13 protein-coding genes and 1 other RNA gene are annotated in these 17217 nt (G+C 38.9%); 1 reads left to right on the forward strand and 13 read right to left on the reverse strand.

What is annotated here, in order from left to right:
• Positions 1-22 precede the first annotated feature (22 nt).
• The 9 genes from aspA to ASG46_RS21225 all read right to left on the reverse strand — a co-directional run bounded on the left by aspA (position 23) and on the right by ASG46_RS21225 (position 8718).
• Positions 23-1468 (reverse strand): aspartate ammonia-lyase, encoded by a 1446-nt coding sequence (gene aspA / locus ASG46_RS01750; protein WP_035701391.1) that lies wholly within the window; start codon positions 1466-1468, stop codon positions 23-25.
• A gap of 16 nt (positions 1469-1484) precedes the next feature.
• Positions 1485-2762 carry a cation:dicarboxylate symporter family transporter gene (locus ASG46_RS01755; protein ID WP_056702739.1) on the reverse strand — a complete coding sequence of 426 codons (1278 nt, stop codon included), beginning with the start codon at positions 2760-2762 and terminating at the stop codon, positions 1485-1487.
• Between the two features lie 241 nt (positions 2763-3003).
• Complete coding sequence (locus ASG46_RS01760) at positions 3004-3201, reverse strand: hypothetical protein (RefSeq protein WP_056702742.1); 198 nt, start codon at positions 3199-3201, stop codon at positions 3004-3006.
• Positions 3198-5633: a heavy metal translocating P-type ATPase gene (locus tag ASG46_RS01765; RefSeq protein WP_056702747.1), complete on the reverse strand. Its 2436-nt coding sequence runs from the start codon at positions 5631-5633 to the stop codon at positions 3198-3200. Before ASG46_RS01765 ends, ASG46_RS01760 begins: the two co-directional genes overlap by 4 nt.
• Before the next feature lie 84 nt (positions 5634-5717).
• The gene (gene copZ / locus ASG46_RS01770; protein ID WP_041507773.1) at positions 5718-5924 is read right to left on the reverse strand and encodes a copper chaperone CopZ; all 207 of its coding nucleotides are present in this window, start codon (positions 5922-5924) and stop codon (positions 5718-5720) included.
• A gap of 83 nt (positions 5925-6007) precedes the next feature.
• The gene (locus ASG46_RS01775) at positions 6008-6313 is read right to left on the reverse strand and encodes a metal-sensing transcriptional repressor (RefSeq protein WP_056702751.1); all 306 of its coding nucleotides are present in this window, start codon (positions 6311-6313) and stop codon (positions 6008-6010) included.
• Between the two features lie 97 nt (positions 6314-6410).
• Positions 6411-6866 carry a DUF6376 family protein gene (locus tag ASG46_RS01780; RefSeq protein ID WP_039168283.1) on the reverse strand — a complete coding sequence of 152 codons (456 nt, stop codon included), beginning with the start codon at positions 6864-6866 and terminating at the stop codon, positions 6411-6413.
• 254 nt (positions 6867-7120) lie between these two features.
• A complete protein-coding gene (locus tag ASG46_RS01785) occupies positions 7121-8206 on the reverse strand; it encodes a histidine kinase N-terminal 7TM domain-containing diguanylate cyclase (protein WP_350168486.1) in 1086 nt (361 codons plus the stop codon).
• Positions 8203-8718, reverse strand: coding sequence for a histidine kinase N-terminal 7TM domain-containing protein (locus ASG46_RS21225; RefSeq protein WP_234925069.1), 516 nt, complete (start codon positions 8716-8718; stop codon positions 8203-8205). Before ASG46_RS21225 ends, ASG46_RS01785 begins: the two co-directional genes overlap by 4 nt.
• Before the next feature lie 308 nt (positions 8719-9026).
• On the opposite strand from ASG46_RS21225, the gene ASG46_RS01790 reads away from it, so the two are divergent.
• A complete protein-coding gene (locus ASG46_RS01790) occupies positions 9027-9761 on the forward strand; it encodes a hypothetical protein (protein ID WP_234925070.1) in 735 nt (244 codons plus the stop codon).
• A gap of 330 nt (positions 9762-10091) precedes the next feature.
• On the opposite strand, the gene ASG46_RS01800 is transcribed toward ASG46_RS01790, so the two are convergent.
• The 4 genes from ASG46_RS01800 to ssrA form a co-directional block, all read right to left on the reverse strand.
• Complete coding sequence (locus ASG46_RS01800) at positions 10092-13082, reverse strand: type I restriction endonuclease subunit R (RefSeq protein ID WP_056702756.1); 2991 nt, start codon at positions 13080-13082, stop codon at positions 10092-10094.
• A gap of 6 nt (positions 13083-13088) precedes the next feature.
• Complete coding sequence (locus ASG46_RS01805) at positions 13089-14429, reverse strand: restriction endonuclease subunit S (protein WP_056702759.1); 1341 nt, start codon at positions 14427-14429, stop codon at positions 13089-13091.
• Entirely contained in the window at positions 14426-16438 is a 2013-nt protein-coding gene (locus tag ASG46_RS01810; RefSeq protein ID WP_056702761.1) for a type I restriction-modification system subunit M, read from the reverse strand. The genes ASG46_RS01805 and ASG46_RS01810 overlap by 4 nt, the downstream gene beginning before the upstream one ends.
• 283 nt (positions 16439-16721) lie before the next feature.
• Positions 16722-17085, reverse strand: a transfer-messenger RNA (tmRNA) gene (ssrA, locus tag ASG46_RS20370).
• Positions 17086-17217: the final 132 nt, after the last annotated feature.

A 17217-nucleotide genomic window follows, 5' to 3' on the forward strand; every position in this document is an offset into this window, starting at 1 on the left:
TGTGCGCTTCTCATGATGCCGCTTAATCTTCTAAACGATCCTTTTCTAAAAGTGATGCACCAGCAATACCTGGTTTCGTCATTTCAAAAGGATTTAAGATGACATCAAGCTCTTCCTCTGATAACACATCATTTTGCAGACAAAGCTCACGTACAGATACGCCTGTAAGAATCGCTTCTCTCGCAATTCGTGCAGCAGCTTCATAACCAATATGCGGATTGACCGCCGTCATGACACCAGCACTCTTTTCTACATATTCTTTTAATCTAGATTCATCTGCTTTTAGGTCACGCAAGCAGTTATCGACAAAGGATTCAAATACATTTTTCATCATGCTGAGAGACTGTAGTAAGTTGAATATTAAAACTGGCTCCATGACGTTCAGTTCAAGCTGACCAGCCTCTGATGCAAGGCAGATCGTGTGGTCATTTCCAATGACTTGGAATGCCACTTGGTTCATGACCTCAGGCATCACTGGGTTGACTTTCCCTGGCATGATAGATGAACCTGGCTGTCTCGGCGGCAAGTGCAGCTCACCAAAGCCTGCTCTAGGACCTGAAGCCATCAAACGAATATCGTTTGCCATTTTGGACATATTCATCATACATACTTTCAGTGCAGCAGATACTTCTGTATAAGCATCTGTATTTTGCGTAGCATCGACCAAATCTTCTGCTCCAACTAACGGCAATCCGCTAATGTCAGCTAGATAACCAACTACTTGGCGAATATATTTAGGATCAGCATTCAGTCCTGTTCCAACTGCTGTTGCGCCCATATTGACTTCATATAAATGCTGTCTAGACTGCTTGATTCGTTTAATATCACGAGCAAGAACCTTTGCATATGCACTAAACTCTTGACCAAGTCTGATTGGAACAGCGTCCTGAAGATGCGTACGTCCCATTTTGATGACATGATCGAATTCTTGCGCTTTTTCTGTCATGACTTGATGCATGTTTTCCATCGTATAAAGTAGTTTTTCAATCATATTCAATGTTGAAATATGAATCGCTGTTGGGAAAACGTCGTTTGTTGACTGCGACATGTTCACATGCGTGTTTGGACTTAGCTCAGTATATGCGCCTTTTTCCTTTCCTAGTAGTTCAAGCGCTCTGTTTGCAATGACTTCATTGGCATTCATATTCATTGAAGTGCCAGCCCCGCCTTGAATTGGATCGACAATAAATTGATTGTTCCATTTTCCTTCAATAACCTCATCTGCGGCTTGAACAATTTTTTCTCCAAGACCAGCATATAGTCGCTTTGTATCCATATTTGCAAGTGCGGCTGCCTTTTTGACAATCCCTAATGCTTTGATGAGTTCCTCATGAACATGGTAGCCAGTAATTGGAAAGTTCTCTACTGCACGTAATGTTTGAATTCCATAATACGCTTGAGTGTCTACTTCCTTTTCACCTAGAAAGTCTCGTTCGATACGAACTTGCTTGTCCTGTAGCTTCGTCATTTGAAAAGATCTCCTTTTACGCTGCTTTTGTTTGTTGTTTTAATTCCTCAATATACTTCTTCGATTTCTCTTGATCAAACACTTTTTCCCACTTAGACATGACAATGGCTGCAAGTGAGTTACCAAATACGTTAACAGTTGTACGAACCATGTCAAGGATACGGTCGATCCCAACGATGAAGGCAAGACCTTCAAGTGGCAGTCCCATTGCTCCAAGTGTTGTGATGACAACAACGATCGATGCACCTGGTACACCAGCCATTCCTTTTGATGTGAGCATTAAGATTAATAGTAACGTAATTTGCTCATAGATGGAAAGAGGCATGCCGTACATTTGTGCAACAAATATGGCGGCAATGGATTGATAGATGGCACTTCCATCTAAGTTAAAGGTATAGCCTGTTGGGATAACGAACGACGTGATCGCTTTCGGGCAGCCGAACTTCTCCATTTTGTCCATTAGTCTAGGCAGTACAGCTTCTGAACTTGCTGTTGAGAATGCAAGAATGATTTCTTCTTTTAACACTCTAAATAGTGTAAAGACGCTTGTTCCAGCTAATTTTGCGATAATGCCAAGTACGACAATAACAAAGAATGCCATTGTGCCGTAAACGACAAGTACCAGTTTACCTAGCGGGAGAAGCGCTCCGACCCCGAATTTGATCACCGTCACACTGATGAGCGCAAATACACCAAATGGTGCAAATTTCATCACTTTATTGGTCACCCAGAACATCGCTTCGAGGATGCCCTCAAAAAATCCTAACACTGGTTTTCCTTTGTCTCCAACTGCTGCAATTCCTAATCCGAATAACACTGTAAAGAAGATTGTTGGTAATAGATCACCTTCTGCAATGGATTGGAACACGTTTGTTGGCACAAGATGCACAATCGTTTCAGAGAAACTAGCTTTTTCGGCAGAAGACTTAGATGTCTCTTCATATTTAGAGATATCGCCTTTCTCCATGTTACTCATATCAATTCCTGTACCAGGATGGAAAACGTTTGCTGCAAGCAGTCCAACTGCTAATGCAATCGTTGTCACAATTTCGAAGTAAAGAATCGTTTTCCCACCGAGTCTTCCGATGGTTTTCATATCGCCTACACCTGCAACGGCTACAATCAATGCAGCAATAACAATTGGAAGAACGATCATTTTAATTAAGTGGATGAATATATCGCCAATCGGCGTTAACACATTAATAACGGTTTCATTTTGATAAAATAGTGCTCCTATGACAACACCCAAAACAAGTGCGATGAGTATTTGAGAAGCTAACCCTAACTTTTTCATACGTGGACCCCCTTTTTTTGATAACGCTTTCTTTGTTGCCTAATCGCATCTTAACGATGAACCTACAAAAAACGACAAAAAGGAACAAAAAGAAGTGAATTTTTTATGAAAAATCTTTTAAAAGGTGGGTTTTTCCACAAAATTGTTAAAAAAAGACTTCGCTTTTGGCGAAGTCTCAGGTTGTTGAGAAGAGCTAAAATGAACTTTATGTTAGCTCTTTGTAATAGAAATCCATTGAAGTCTAGAAAGGACGAGCACCGAAGCGCAGGACTGACACCGAATGCGAGGACTTCGCTTCTGATGAAGTCTCATGTTGCATATGATCAGCTGGCGGCTCTTGAAGAGGAGAAAGTTCGACATAAATCGCATAGCCTATCAATACAAAGGCTACATAAATCACAGCACTCAACGTCCACACCCATTTGACATTCAGCTTCATTTTGCCACACCCTCTCTGACAGGTTTCAATCGCTGTAATCTTAGTGCGTTCAGCACAACCGATACAGAACTAAAGGCCATTGCCGCTCCTGCAAGCCATGGTGCCAGGAACCCAAATGCGGCGACTGGTATGCCAATACAATTGTAAGCAAGTGCCCAAAATAGATTCTGTTTAATGTTTCTCATCGTTTTTCTGCTAAATTCAAGTGCATCTGCAATGGCATGGAGATCTCCAGTCATGAGCGTAATATCTGCCGCTTCCATGGCAACATCTGTACCTGTTCCGACAGCCATCCCGATATTTGCTGTTGCAAGGGCAGGGGCATCATTGATGCCGTCTCCAACCATCGCCACTTTTTTTCCTTGTTTCTGAAGCGCTGCAATATGAGCCGCTTTTTCCTCTGGAAGAACTTCAGCGATGACATGATCTATGCCTGCCTCACTCGCAATCGCTTCTGCTGTGCGTTTGTTATCTCCTGTCATCATCACGACGTGAATCCCTTGCTCTTTGAGACGAGCGACCGCTTGAGAAGAAGACGATTTGATTGTATCAGCAACGGCGACAATACCTGCTGGCTCGCCGTCAATGGCAATGAGCATCGCCGTTTTTCCTTGTTCTTCAAGCTCAGTCACAACTGCTTCTAGTGCTTCGCAGCTGATATGATGTTTCTTTAGGAGTTTCCGTGTGCCAATCAAAAGCTCATGTCCTGCAGCTCTTGCTTCAATTCCATGACCAGGATCTGCTTGAAAGGCTTCTACCTCGACCGCTTGGAGACCCCGATTCTTCATGCCTTCTGTAATCGCTCTGGCAAGTGGATGCTCTGACTGCTGTTCTGCCGATCCTGCTAACTGAAGCAGCGTATCTTCTGTCCAATTGGCAGACGCAATCACATCTGTAAGACTCGGCTCCCCTTTTGTCACAGTCCCTGTTTTATCTAGCACTACTGTATCTAGTGATTGGGTTATCTCTAAATGCTCTCCGCCTTTAAACAGAATCCCTGATTCAGCTGCCCGGCCGCTGCCTGCCATAATAGAGGTCGGTGTAGCAAGGCCAAGCGCACAAGGACATGCGATGACGATGACCGCTATAAAGGTTTCAAGGGCTGCTGTCACATTTCCTGGATCAACAAAGATATACCAAATCAGAAAAGTGAGCACAGCCAATCCTACAACAATGGGGACAAATATCCCTGAAATTTGATCTGCCATTCTTTGAATTGGTGCTTTTGAGCCTTGCGCTTGTTCGACGACTCGAATGATTTGTGAAAGAGCCGTTTCTTTTCCTACTTTTGTTGCTTTCACTTTCACAAATCCATTTTTATTGATGGTTGCCCCGATGACTGTATCTCCTGTGGTTTTATCAACCGGCAGACTTTCCCCTGTAATCATCGATTCGTCGATCGCTGTAGTTCCTTCGATGATTTCTCCGTCTACCGGGACTTTTTCACCTGGCTTGACGAACACAAGATCATTCACTTTCACTTCAGAAATAGGAACGGTCATTTCTTTCCCATCTCGCTCTATCACAGCTTCTTTCGCTTGTAAGCCCATCAGTTTTTGAATCGCTTCTGATGATCTCCCTTTCGCTCTTGCTTCCATTAATTTTCCGAGCACAATCAACGTAATCAGCACAGCACTCGTTTCATAATAGAGGGCCGCTTCATGTGTGCCTTGAACCGCTGACTGAATACTTTCATATAAACTATAGAAAAAAGCAGCCGATGTCCCTAGTGCCACAAGGACATCCATATTGGCACTTTTATTTTTCAACGCTTTATAAGCACCTACATAAAAAGGCCAGCCGACAATGAACTGGACGGGCGCTGCTAATGCGAGCTGAACCCATGGATTCATAAACGCTTCTGGCAACCAAATAAACGATGTGAAAGAAAAATGACTGACCATTGCCCAAAGAAGAGGCAATGACAAAATCATCGAGAACAAAAAGCGTGCCGTTTGTTTCTCAATCGCTACTTGGCGATGGTCTTTTTTCCCTTCCTCTGCATGCTCCTCGGCTGGTTCAATTAATGAATACCCAATGGATTTCACAGCCTCTTTTATGTCACTTGGAGATATTTTCCCTGGATGATATGTCACCTGAAGTGACTCAAGCGCAAAGTTCACTGATCCTTGATCAATACCATCCATCCGGTTGACTTTTTTCTCAATTCGGTTTGCACAAGCCGCACATGTCATTCCCTCTATATCAAATTCGGCTTGCTCCATCACCACATCATAGCCAAGAGATTGAATTTTTTGTTTTATATCCTCTGTTGTGAGTTGTTCTGTTTCATACACAATGTGGGATGTTTCAAGCGCAAAGTTCACACTGGCGTCGTCCACACCTTCCAACCTGTTCAAGCCCTTTTCAATGCGGCCTGCACAGGCGGCGCAAGTCATTCCCGTAATTTGAAAATCAATTTCTTTTTTCATTTATCTCACCTCTCCACATACTCCATGGGGGTATTGTTATTTTTAAAAAAATACGTGCTGTCTTATGCAGCACGTATGCTCATTTTATACGACATCATATCCCTGTTCTTCAATGACATCAGAGATCTGGTGTAACGTAATTTGATCTGGGTGAAAGGAAACCTCCACCTGACCCTTATCTAAATGGACTTTCACAGATTCAACACCTGCTAATTCTCCTACATTTCCTTCGACTGCTTTCACACAATGTCCGCAAGACATGCCTTGCACTTGTAGTGTTGATTGTTCCACTTCTCATCGCCTCCATCAATCATTTTCTATTTTTACTATACCCTAGTAGGGTATCATTGTAAACATAAATGATCCGCTTTTTGCTACGATTTTGTCAGCTTCGTGAAGACATTCATTAACTCCTCAATGGCTTCATCCCCATTACCGCTCTTAATGGCATCCGCTACGCAGTGATGTGTATGCTTTTCCATTAATTGAAGACTCACTTTTTTTAAAGCTGCATTGACAGCAGAAATTTGATTCACGACATCTATGCAGTAACGATCGTTTTCAATCATTTGCTGAATCCCTCGCACTTGACCTTCCACTCGTTTTAAGCGATTGATTAATTGATCTTTTTCCTTGTCAGCTCTAGGCGAAGCGATATGTCTTTCTTCTTGTTCTGTCATCTGATCACCTTTTTTCTATCATACTTGTGTTACATTCAATTAAAGCATATCTTCACCTGAAAAGGCAAAGATATGCTGTGATCACCGTTTGCTTATCCTAGTTTGTTAGTTGTTCAATATCTTGCAAAAGGCTGACCGATTGCTGAAGCTGCTTCATGAGGCCTTGCTGATCCTCTAAAATAGCTGCAGCATCGAAGTTGTCCATTTTCAATTGCTGTAAATAGGTTTGAATCTCCTCTGACAGCACTTTATTTTTCTCTATGATTTGTGCATGCAGGTCTTCTGCTATTGATGGGGCTGTGAGTTCATTAAATTCTTGAATGTCTGCTTTCAATGATTCCAGTTGCTGCGTCAAATCTGCTCTTTTGGCAGCATCTTGTACAGCTTCTTCCGCAAGCTGTGGAAAATCCTCTGTGAATTGCTGAATATCCGTCACATACTCATTCGCCTCTGTGACATATGTCGTTGTATCGTTCACTTGGTCTAACAGTCCTGAACATCCACTTAACAAAAACGTACCGGTTAATAGAAACGCCATCACATATTGTTTCAAGATCCATCATCCTTTCATCTGTATGTTGAAACCCCTCATTTGTCCAGCTCCCAACCACACAGATGCAAAAAGACCTTAAAAAAAGCCAGACCTTTGCCTCATGTGTGATAGGCAAAGGTCTGGCTAACATGTTCATGCCGGAATGACCGAGAAACAACGGATGTTTCTGTAATGACGACCAAACCGTAAAAGCTACTCCCCTTTAGGAAACCGTTCAAATGTTATGTTTATCATATCTAAATGAAGGACAACAGTCAATGAGAAGCAGGCGGAAGATCCTGCTTTTGGTATAGCATATAGTCCGAACCAGTTGATGCATAAATCCGATTACGTCCTTGGCGTTTTGACATATACAAGGCTTGATCTGCCTCAAATAGAAGCGTTTCTAATATAGAGGGATCATTCGCTGTATGGGCGACGCCAAAGCTTGCTGTCACTCTTACTTTTTTCTCATCTGTCTGAAAGAAACTCACTTCAAATGAATGTCTCATCTGTTCCGCAATATGACATGCCTCTTCAAATGAATGATGCGGCAGACAAATGGCGAACTCTTCTCCACCATATCGGCCAAATAAATCAGCCATCTTCAAATGCTGCTGACAAATGGACACAACATGACGCAACGCCTCGTCTCCAATATGATGTCCATGCGTATCATTGATTTGTTTAAAGAAATCAATATCAAATAGCAATATCGCAGTATCCTGCGCATCCTCTTCCAATAACATCTGCGTTCGTTCAATAAAGGAAGACCGATTGAAGATATTCGTCAAACCATCAATATATGCTCGACGCTCCAGCTCTTCCTGCAATAGTCGCTGCTCCGTAACATCGCTGATCACAATTTGCCTGCCCTCGACTTCGCCTCTTCTATTAAAAAGAGAAGAAGCAGTGAGATGATAATAGAAGGGCTGCTCTTTTTCCCACATTAAATCATACTGTGAATGATCCTTCGGAGAACGCAGCCACTGTATAAACGCTGGCTCTTTGATGATCCCTGAGAATATATCATCGATTTTATAGCCGATTCCCTTTTTAGCGAGCACAGGAATGATCAATGCAGCCGCAGGGTTATAATCAATCAGTGTTCGGTATCGATCCAATAGAAGAACACCTTCTGACATATGTTCAAACACACGCTCCATCGCAATGGGAGAGAGCTTAAAGAGATGAAAAGACATAATCGCCCATAAGTAGAGTGCGTTGGTTAAAAACATCACCACTGGTACTGGGTCAATGTGAAAAGGCGTGACACCTAATAAATAGATAAAAGAGGTCGTGATCGGTAATAATATTCCAACGAGCAAGATCAGCACCTGTTTCAAATATTCTTTCTTCACACGTAAAAACCAAAGCAGCATAAAAATAGCGAGCATAGAACAGCCAAATGTATAGACCCCATGAATGATATACCATAACCAATGGTAAAATCAGCTAATAAAAACCCGTCTACTGTATTCATCGTGATGCTTCGGTAAAAGAGTGAATGAAAAGAGTTGGTGAACACCAGAATGGTGGTTAAAATTGGAATCAACAAGAAGAGAAGCACGCGGCGCTTTGTTACATATTGATGGAAACCAGTAAACTGCAGCACAATCATCAGGCTGAACGGTGCAATAAACGGAAGACCTATGTATTGAAAACTAACCCAAAATGTAATTTCTTGAGGGGTGCGCGCCAATAATTCAAATGTATGTCCAAAAATATAAATCGCAGTTGCTCCAGACATATACATAAACAATTGACAGCCAATATACCGATGGCGATTTGCATGAGCAATGATTGATAATATTACGGACAGAATGCCAGAAACACTCATGATCACAATAAAATGTAAAACAATCGAATCCATGTAAACGCCCCAATTTCAGTTATTTAGAACTAGTCTAATCTTACTATATATGAGGACGTCTCAAATGGGAAGATGTGATTTTGAATTGGTTGGCGGTTTTTAAGATCTTTATGACATTTGTTTATTCTTTTTTCACGATACACTCCACAAGAGTCATAAGACATCTTTTTGACTAATTAAAAATTCGCCGAAAATTAACTCCCAGCTCAATATAAAACCTACTTTTTTCCCCTTTTTTATAATAATTACCACATCATATTTTTTTTACAGTACAATGATGACAGCATTAAACGGGAGGGGAAAACTTAATGAAGAACAACAATAGTAGTAAAATTTCTAAATTTTTTATAGTCTTGTTAACTATTATAATATCCACAACGTTCTTTTCTAATGTAAGCTCTGCGGAAGTGAAAAAATCAGATGATAACAACTCTGAAAAAAATCAACTTATTAATTCTGAACAAAAAGACGTTAAAAAGACAAAGGTCAGTATGAAAGACATAAAAAAAATAGAATCATATCTATATTTATCTAAAAAAGGAACACTTATTTTAAAGTCAGATTATACTGATTTGAATCTAGATCATTCAATAATTAAAGAAGTAAAGGCGTGGCTTAAGTACAGTAACCAATTAGTACTTGAAAAGAAAGCTGTTATTCAACCTGATTTTAGTATTAAAATGCTAGATGAATCTAACACTAATTCACTTGATCATAAGGTATCAACATTATCTAAAGGATGTGGGAAGAACGGTCACAATGTTTATTGGTGGGGATACAACTTATACTTTGATTGCAATGAAACCAGATCTTTATATCAGTCTTTCAAAGCTGGAGGGGGCGCTACTAGTGGAATCGCAGCCATTTCTAGATTTATACCCGTTCCTCCTACTCAACTAGCTAGTGCTATTGCCGGAGTAATAGGAGGAGGGCTTGTAGGCTTTGGTCAAATGATTCAAGATGAACATGAAGGACATGGCGTAAGAATAAGATTTACTGGATTAGGTTATGCGGCAGTTCCATCTGGTGTATTTCCACAATAACTAAGGAGGTAAAATAATGACCTTCATCATTATCATGGTAGGTTTATTTATGCTCATTCTTTTAGATAAACCGTTTCAAAAAAGGAAGTCTGGTTTATTATTCTTAGTATGTTATTTATTACTCATTTCATTGTATATCATTAATACTACGTTCATGAAATTTGTATCAAATAAGCTTTTACTTATTATAGCTATTTTTGTAGTTAGCCCTTTGTTTATTCGATTCTTGAAACCTTCACAAAAAACTGAACAGTAACTACTATAAAAGAAAAAGATGACGGTCCGTCATCTTTTTCTTTTAGGACTTATACTGATATTTCGATAGAATTATCATCGATTCACTTCTCCATATACCTCATTCAACATGTCTTCCATAATATAAGACTTAAATTCATCGTTTTCTAAAATTTTCATAAAGAATTCCTGATTGCTACTCATTCTGTCGATAACAAAATTCATAAATGTTTTTTCGAAAGCAAATTTGAAGTTTTCTTTTGTATTGTTTTTCGCTTTCTGACGAAGATCATCATCATTCAACATATCCTCTTTCACTTGTTCACGAGAAAGAAAATCTGTTTCTGTAAATGTTGTACCAAAGCGCTCATTTAACTTTTCTAACACGCTTGATAATCGCACCTTCTCATCTTCAGCTACACCACCAGCACCATGCTTCTGTGGATCAAGTTCAATGCCACCCGTTTTTTCCAACTCGATGCTTCCTTCGAATACCTTTTGATTTCGATAGTATTCAAGTGCGATATCATCAGCTAAATAAACGTCCTTATCACCAGTTGTACGAGGTAGTTTGCGCAACAAGTATGTTAAATAAATATATTGTTTGTGTAAGCTTAGATCAATAAACGTTACAACTTGTAGCACAAAACTATAAGTACGAATAAATTTTGTTGAGGCTTGTTTAAAATCAAACTGTTCTTCTTCTGAAAGCTTTTTATATCGCTCTACACCTTTGTCAAGAATTGCATTTAACTCTGTTTGCGCCTTAGTTGACTTTTTCACACCGTCTTTTACTTCAAGTTCATTAACCCTTTGCACCTCATCTTCCTTAAATACTTGATGAGGCTCGATATCAGCCTGCATATCATAAAGGATATTAGGGTCCGTAATTTCAGATAGACTTGTTGATTCATAATATGGTTGGAACGAAGCTTTCATAACCTCTGGTTCATTTACAAAATCGAGTACGAATGTGTCCTCTTTACCTGGGCAAGTTCGATTTAAACGAGATAGAGTTTGCACCGCTTTAATACCACTTAATGGCTTATCTACATACATCGTATGCAACAGTGGTTCATCAAATCCCGTTTGATATTTCTCAGCTACAAGCAATACCTTAAATTCATCTGAATTGAATTTATCAGGTAGCTCTTTTTCAGAGAAACTGTTCATGTCCGGCTCCGTATAATCAATTCCACCGTCTTTTACAGTACCTGAGAATGCCACAACTGTTTTTAAATCGTGATATCCCTTTTCATGAATATACTTATCAAAAGCAATTTTATAACGTACTGCATGTAAACGGCTTGCTGTCACGACCATTGCCTTGGCACGTCCACCAATTTTCCGCTGTACAAAATTCCGGTAATGTTCAATGATAATTTCTGTTTTTTGTTCAATGCTGTGTGGATGCAATGAAACGTATTGAGCAAGTTTTTTGGTGGCTTGCTTCTTCGATACTTCAGGATCGTCATCGACTGTCTTGGCAATTTTCCAGAACGTTTTATATGTCGTGTAGTTTTCAAGTACATCTAAAATAAACCCTTCTTCAATTGCTTGGCGCATTGTGTATTGATGAAAGGCCTCTGGCTTACCATCAATACCAACCGTACCAAACTTTTCTAACGTCTTGGGCTTGGGAGTCGCTGTAAATGCAAAAAACGATACGTTATCCTGTTTCCCACTTTTTAAAATGGCTTCCACAATTTTCTCGTCTACATCAGCTAAGTTTTCTTCGGCAATGCGGTCTTCCTCATATGCGGCTTCTAACGTCTTATCTGATAGAACATTTGTTAACGCAGTAGATGCTTTACCACCTTGAGATGAGTGCGCTTCGTCGATAATAACTGCATATTTTTTTCGCTCTAAACCCGCTACTTTCTCCAAAATAAATGGGAACTTTTGGAGTGTTGTAATAATAATGCGTGTTTCACTATTAATAGCACGTGCTAATTGCTCTGAATTTTTATCGACTGGTTCGACCATTCCTGCTTTATGCTCTAACTGATACACTGCGTCTTGCAATTGCTTATCTAACACTCGGCGATCGGTAATCACGATGACACTACTAAAGATCGATTCATTTTCCTCGTTATGTAGCTTAGCTAAACGGTGTGCAAGCCATGAGATCGAGTTCGTCTTACCAGATCCCGCAGAGTGCTGAATTAAATAATTATGACCGACAAGTTTTTGTGCAACATCTGCTTCTAACTTACGTACAACATCAAGCTGATGGAAACGAGGAAAAATGAGCATTTGACGCTCACCTATTGTTTCACCGTTTGAATCTTTAATGTCGTCTTTCTTAATAAAGATGAAACGATATATAATATCGAGCAAGCTATCAGGTGCTAAAATGTCATCCCATAAATAATGCGTTCGATAGTTGTCACCGTAAGTTAACGGATTGCCTTTCCCGCCGTTATTGCCTTTGTTAAATGGGAGGAAGTACGTTTTGCCTTTATCAAGCTTTGTTGTCATAAACACTTCATCTGGGTCAACGGCAAAGTAAACAGCAACACGCTCATTAAATTTAAATAGCTGCTCACGTGGATCACGATCATTCTTTAATTGTTTCATCGCATCTTCAACTGTTTGATTTGTTAATGGATTTTTCAGCTCCATCACTACAAGTGGTAAACCGTTTAAAAACAGCACCATATCTAAGCTATTTTTATGCTTATCACTGTAAAACACTTGGCGAGCAACATTAAAACGGTTTTTCCTGTACTGCTCATTTAATGTTTTATTCATATCGGTGGGTGGCTGGTTATACGCAAGTTGTAATGTGACACCACGATCTTTAATCCCTTTACGTAAACATTCAACCAAACCTTGTTTATGTAGCTGATCTTTAATGCGCTTTAACACTTGTTCTTGATAAGTAGGACCATACGATTTCTCTAACGTACGCATCCGCTTTTCCTGCGTATCTTCTAAAAATGCAAATAGCTCTTCTACGTCGATTGCATGCTGCTTGAAAAAGTTATTTGCCTCACCTTCTAACACACGCTTTTTATAGCCATTCATGATTAATGCTAATTCGATATTTGTCTCAAAACCTGTCTCTGTCGTATCGATCGCCATTACCATTCACCTCACTTCATCAAGTTCCATATCACGTACGTCGATTTTGCCTGTTACTGCTTCGTAGATAAGAGCTTGGCGGTATTCTTTTAGTTTTTCGATTTGCTTCACTAGATTTGATTTAATACTATCTATTTCACCAATTTTAATATCTAAGTAATTTAAAATTTCGGTTTGTTCAACTGTTGATGGTATTGGATAAGAAAAATTAACAAATGTCTCTTGGTATAAATGTTTAATTGTTGAACCAGTTTCCATAAATTTAATATATTTATCAAAAATAGCTGAACTTAATAGCCAATACATATATTTAGATAAATATTTATTAAGGAATGGTCTTGTAACGAACACACCGCTGTTCAAGATTGCTTTATATGGCATTTCTTTCACAATAGCCAATTTACCAATAGTACCATCTTTGGTTATCAATAAATCATTTTCCTGTAATTGAATAGGAGGCGCTTCATTATATCGTTTCTCGCTAATATGATAACAAGTATCCCAATTCACATATCCCTGTAAAAAGTCTGTTCCAGTTACTAAAAAAGGGCCTTTATCAATAAATTCATCCGACTTTAAACCTTGCCAACCTATTCGTCCTTTTACATAGGTAGTATACTTAATTTTTGTAACTTCCCAGTGCTCAGGAATCTCACCGATCCACTCAACACCTGAATCTTTCATTTTCACATTGGGATTTAAACCTTTTGTAACAGCTTCTGTGATGATCGATTGGCGTTGTTTTTCCAAAAGTGTCATCATGTTTCCCTTATTTTTAATAACTTCATCTACTAGTTTAATTTTACGGTTTAAAAATAAATTTATTCTTTTTTGTTCTATTCGTGTAGGTAAAGGATAAGAAAAATTTTCAAATGTTTCTTGATATAAATGTTTAATTGTAGAACCTGTTTCAAAGAATTTAATATATTTATCAAAGACTTGAGAATTAAGCATCCAATACATAAAATCAACTTCATATTTAGCTGATCTCGTTACAAAAATGCCACTATTTAAAATAGCTTTATCTGGCATATCTCTAACAATAGCTGTTTTACCAATAGTTCCATCTTTAGTAATTAATAAATCATTTTCTTTAAGTTGAATAGGTTGGGCTTCATGATATCTTTCACTGGAAATATGATGACAGCTTTCCCAATTAACATTTTTTCCGATAAAATCCTTTCCTGTAACTAAATAAGGTCCTTCATCGGTGAATTCATCAGATTTTAAACCTTGCCAACCAATTCTACCTTTAACATACGTTGTATACTTAATTTTTTCAATAGACCAGTTTGCGGGTATTTTTCCTATCCATTCTACTCCTGAATCTTTTAACTCTCTACTCACCCGATCACCTTCTTCAATTGCTCAGCAATCTCCGATTCTAATGCACGAATCTCGTCCATAATTTCAGTTGAACTGCGTAATGCTGTGTATTTGTAGAATTGGCGAGTGAATGGAATTTCGTAGCCGATTTTTGTTTTTGATTCATCAATCCATGCGTCTGGTACATGTGGTAATACTTCACGTGCAAAATAGTCATGAATGTTCTCTTTTAAAGGTACATTTTCAGTATCACGTAAGTCTGTATCTGGCTCGATGTCTGTTTTATTTTTCATACATACATCAGCTGTTTCATCTTTTTCTGATAGACCAGCTAAAATTGCTTTTAATACAGGTGCCCCAATAGTAATACCCGCTTGCTCCAATGCATCTTTTAGTACTTTCGTGAACTCGTCACGATTTTTATATACTGTATCGCTTTCTAACGTGCGTAAAACATATAAAATTTGCGTTTGCAGCTTCTTACCTTCTTCAATTTCAAAGTGACCTGCATCGCCTTTTTTCTTCGATATTGCTAAGTTCGCAAAGCCTTTTTGCTCTACAACACGTGCCAAGCGCTCTTCATTTACTTGGAAGTTTAAACGTAATGGACGTTCTACTGTAATTTTCGAATAACCAAAGTCTTCATTCTCAAAAATCTTCACGTACTCGTTTGGCTGTGCATCGCCGTATAAACGAACAATCTCGTTAATTTGCTCTTCTGTAATTTCGTTCCGTTTGCTCCCCATCGACTTTTTCATTTTTTTCGAGAAGTCTACTGCATTGACTAACCGTACTTTCCCTTTATAAAGAGGTGCTTTATTGTTTGTTAAAATCCAAATGTACGTTGCAATGCCTGTGTTGTAGAAAAGGTCGTTCGGCAGTGCCACAATCCCTTCTACTAAGTCGTTTTCAAGTACATACTTTCGAATTTCGCTTTCACCAGAACCTGCATCACCTGTAAATAATGGCGAACCATTCATAATAATGGCTAAACGAGAGCCTTGTGGGTTTTCTACTGTGACTGGCTTCATTTTTGATATTAAGTGCATGAGGAATAATAGCTGCCCGTCACTTGTACGAGGCGTACCAGGTCCGAAACGACCATCAAAACCTTGTTTCTCATGTTCATTTTTAATCGCCTTTTCATATGATTTCCAGTCCACTCCGTAAGGTGGATTTGAAATTAAGTAATCGAATGTATCATGTGGGAATTGATCGTTTGATAATGTGTTTCCTAAACGAATGTTACGTGCATCTTCACCTTTAATAAGTAAGTCTGCCTTACAAATCGCATAGGATTCAGGGTTAATTTCTTGACCGAAAAATTCTAAATGTGCTGTTGGATTTTGATTAAGTAAATATTCTTGCGCAACTGAACCCATACCACCTGTACCAGCTGCACAGTCATACAACGTTTGTGTTAAACCTGGTTTCGTTAAAATACTCGCATCATCATGTAAAAATAATAAATGTGTCATTAAACGAATAACTTCACGTGGCGTGTAATGATCCCCTGCTTCTGCATACTCATTGAAACGACGAATTAGTTCCTCAAATACATAACCCATCTCAATGTTTGAAACGGTTTCTGGATGTAAATCGATTTCACTAAAACGTTTAATCGTTAAGTATAATAAGTCATTTTGATCAAGCTTATCGATTTGGCGATCGAAATCGAAGTGCTCCATGATATCACGAGCCACTTTTGAGAAACCATTTATATAGTCACGTAAGTTATCAGCGATATTATCAGCGTCTGTTAATAGCTTGTTAAAATCATACTTACTTATGTTGTGAAAGTTTTGCTTAGAAACACGATTTAAAATCTGCTCACGTGCTTCATCTGTCATATTTGGATACTGCTCTGCTTTCACTAACACTTCTTCTTTTGTGCTTTCTAATACGCAGTCAAAACGGCGTAATACAGCTAGTGGCAAAATAATTTCACCGTAATCTTCTGGCTTATATGGCCCACGTAAAATCTCTGCAATTGACCAAATGAAGCTTACTTTATCTTGGAAGTTGATCATGTTATGTACCTCATTTTAAATTTATTTTCTCGAAAATAATTCTTGTAAAAATAATGCAATATATATTCAATTATAAATGTTCCAACAACAAAACGTAACTCCAAAAAATAGAAACTTTAACCAAAGACATTGGAATTAGTAACTCTTCAGATCAACCTGATATAAAGAACTCTTATTATTAGCTCGCTACATTGTAAATTTTATAAATCACCGACAATAGAAAAAAGCCAAAACCCTTGATATGAAAGGACTTTGACCTCATTGATTTCCTTCGAAATCATATGTATGGAGACGGTGGGAGTCGAACCCACGTCCAGAGACATCGATTACTTAAGCGTCTACGAGCGTAGTCAACATATTTACGTGTTCACTCATCCTCATGCCTGCTGACGGGCGCTTGGAGAGCTAGTCTGATGGATCTCTTCTTACGTCCTCAGACGAAAACGTAAGCGTAGCCTACTTCATTGGGCTCCTCACAGACACATAGGCGATGTCAGGAAGAGCTCGCTGCGCTTATTAGGCAGCTAGTGCTAAGTTTTGGTTAAAACTTTTAGTTTTGCCAGTTACATTTAGGTGCGTGTTAACGAGATCGCCTCTCGGCTCGCAGCCTAAGCTCGAACCATCCCTGTCGAATCCGTAACGTCCCCTTGTAAAAGGGATATACGGGATGGAAACGTTCTTTGCTTAACTGCTTCCGTATATGACTATTATAACAATCTCATCGCTCGAAACAACTGGTGATTTCTGTAAAAAGACGACGATGATTGTTTACTGCATAA

Origin of the sequence: Bacillus sp. Leaf49, from assembly GCF_001426125.1 — a bacterium.
GTDB classification, from domain to species: Bacteria; Bacillota; Bacilli; order Bacillales; family Bacillaceae; genus Bacillus; species Bacillus altitudinis.

Excerpts from the sequence above, each read along its gene's own strand:
- aspA (WP_035701391.1), bottom strand. The coding sequence starts at position 1,468 with ATGACGAAGCTACAGGACAAGCAAGTTCGTATCGAACGAGACTTTCTA.
- ASG46_RS01755 (WP_056702739.1), bottom strand. The coding sequence starts at position 2,762 with ATGAAAAAGTTAGGGTTAGCTTCTCAAATACTCATCGCACTTGTTTTG.
- ASG46_RS01760 (WP_056702742.1), bottom strand. The coding sequence starts at position 3,201 with ATGAAGCTGAATGTCAAATGGGTGTGGACGTTGAGTGCTGTGATTTAT.
- ASG46_RS01765 (WP_056702747.1), bottom strand. The coding sequence starts at position 5,633 with ATGAAAAAAGAAATTGATTTTCAAATTACGGGAATGACTTGCGCCGCC.
- ASG46_RS01775 (WP_056702751.1), bottom strand. The coding sequence starts at position 6,313 with ATGACAGAACAAGAAGAAAGACATATCGCTTCGCCTAGAGCTGACAAG.
- ASG46_RS21225 (WP_234925069.1), bottom strand. The coding sequence starts at position 8,718 with ATGGATTCGATTGTTTTACATTTTATTGTGATCATGAGTGTTTCTGGC.
- ASG46_RS01790 (WP_234925070.1), top strand. The coding sequence starts at position 9,027 with ATGAAGAACAACAATAGTAGTAAAATTTCTAAATTTTTTATAGTCTTG.
- ASG46_RS01800 (WP_056702756.1), bottom strand. The coding sequence starts at position 13,082 with ATGGCGATCGATACGACAGAGACAGGTTTTGAGACAAATATCGAATTA.
- ASG46_RS01810 (WP_056702761.1), bottom strand. The coding sequence starts at position 16,438 with ATGATCAACTTCCAAGATAAAGTAAGCTTCATTTGGTCAATTGCAGAG.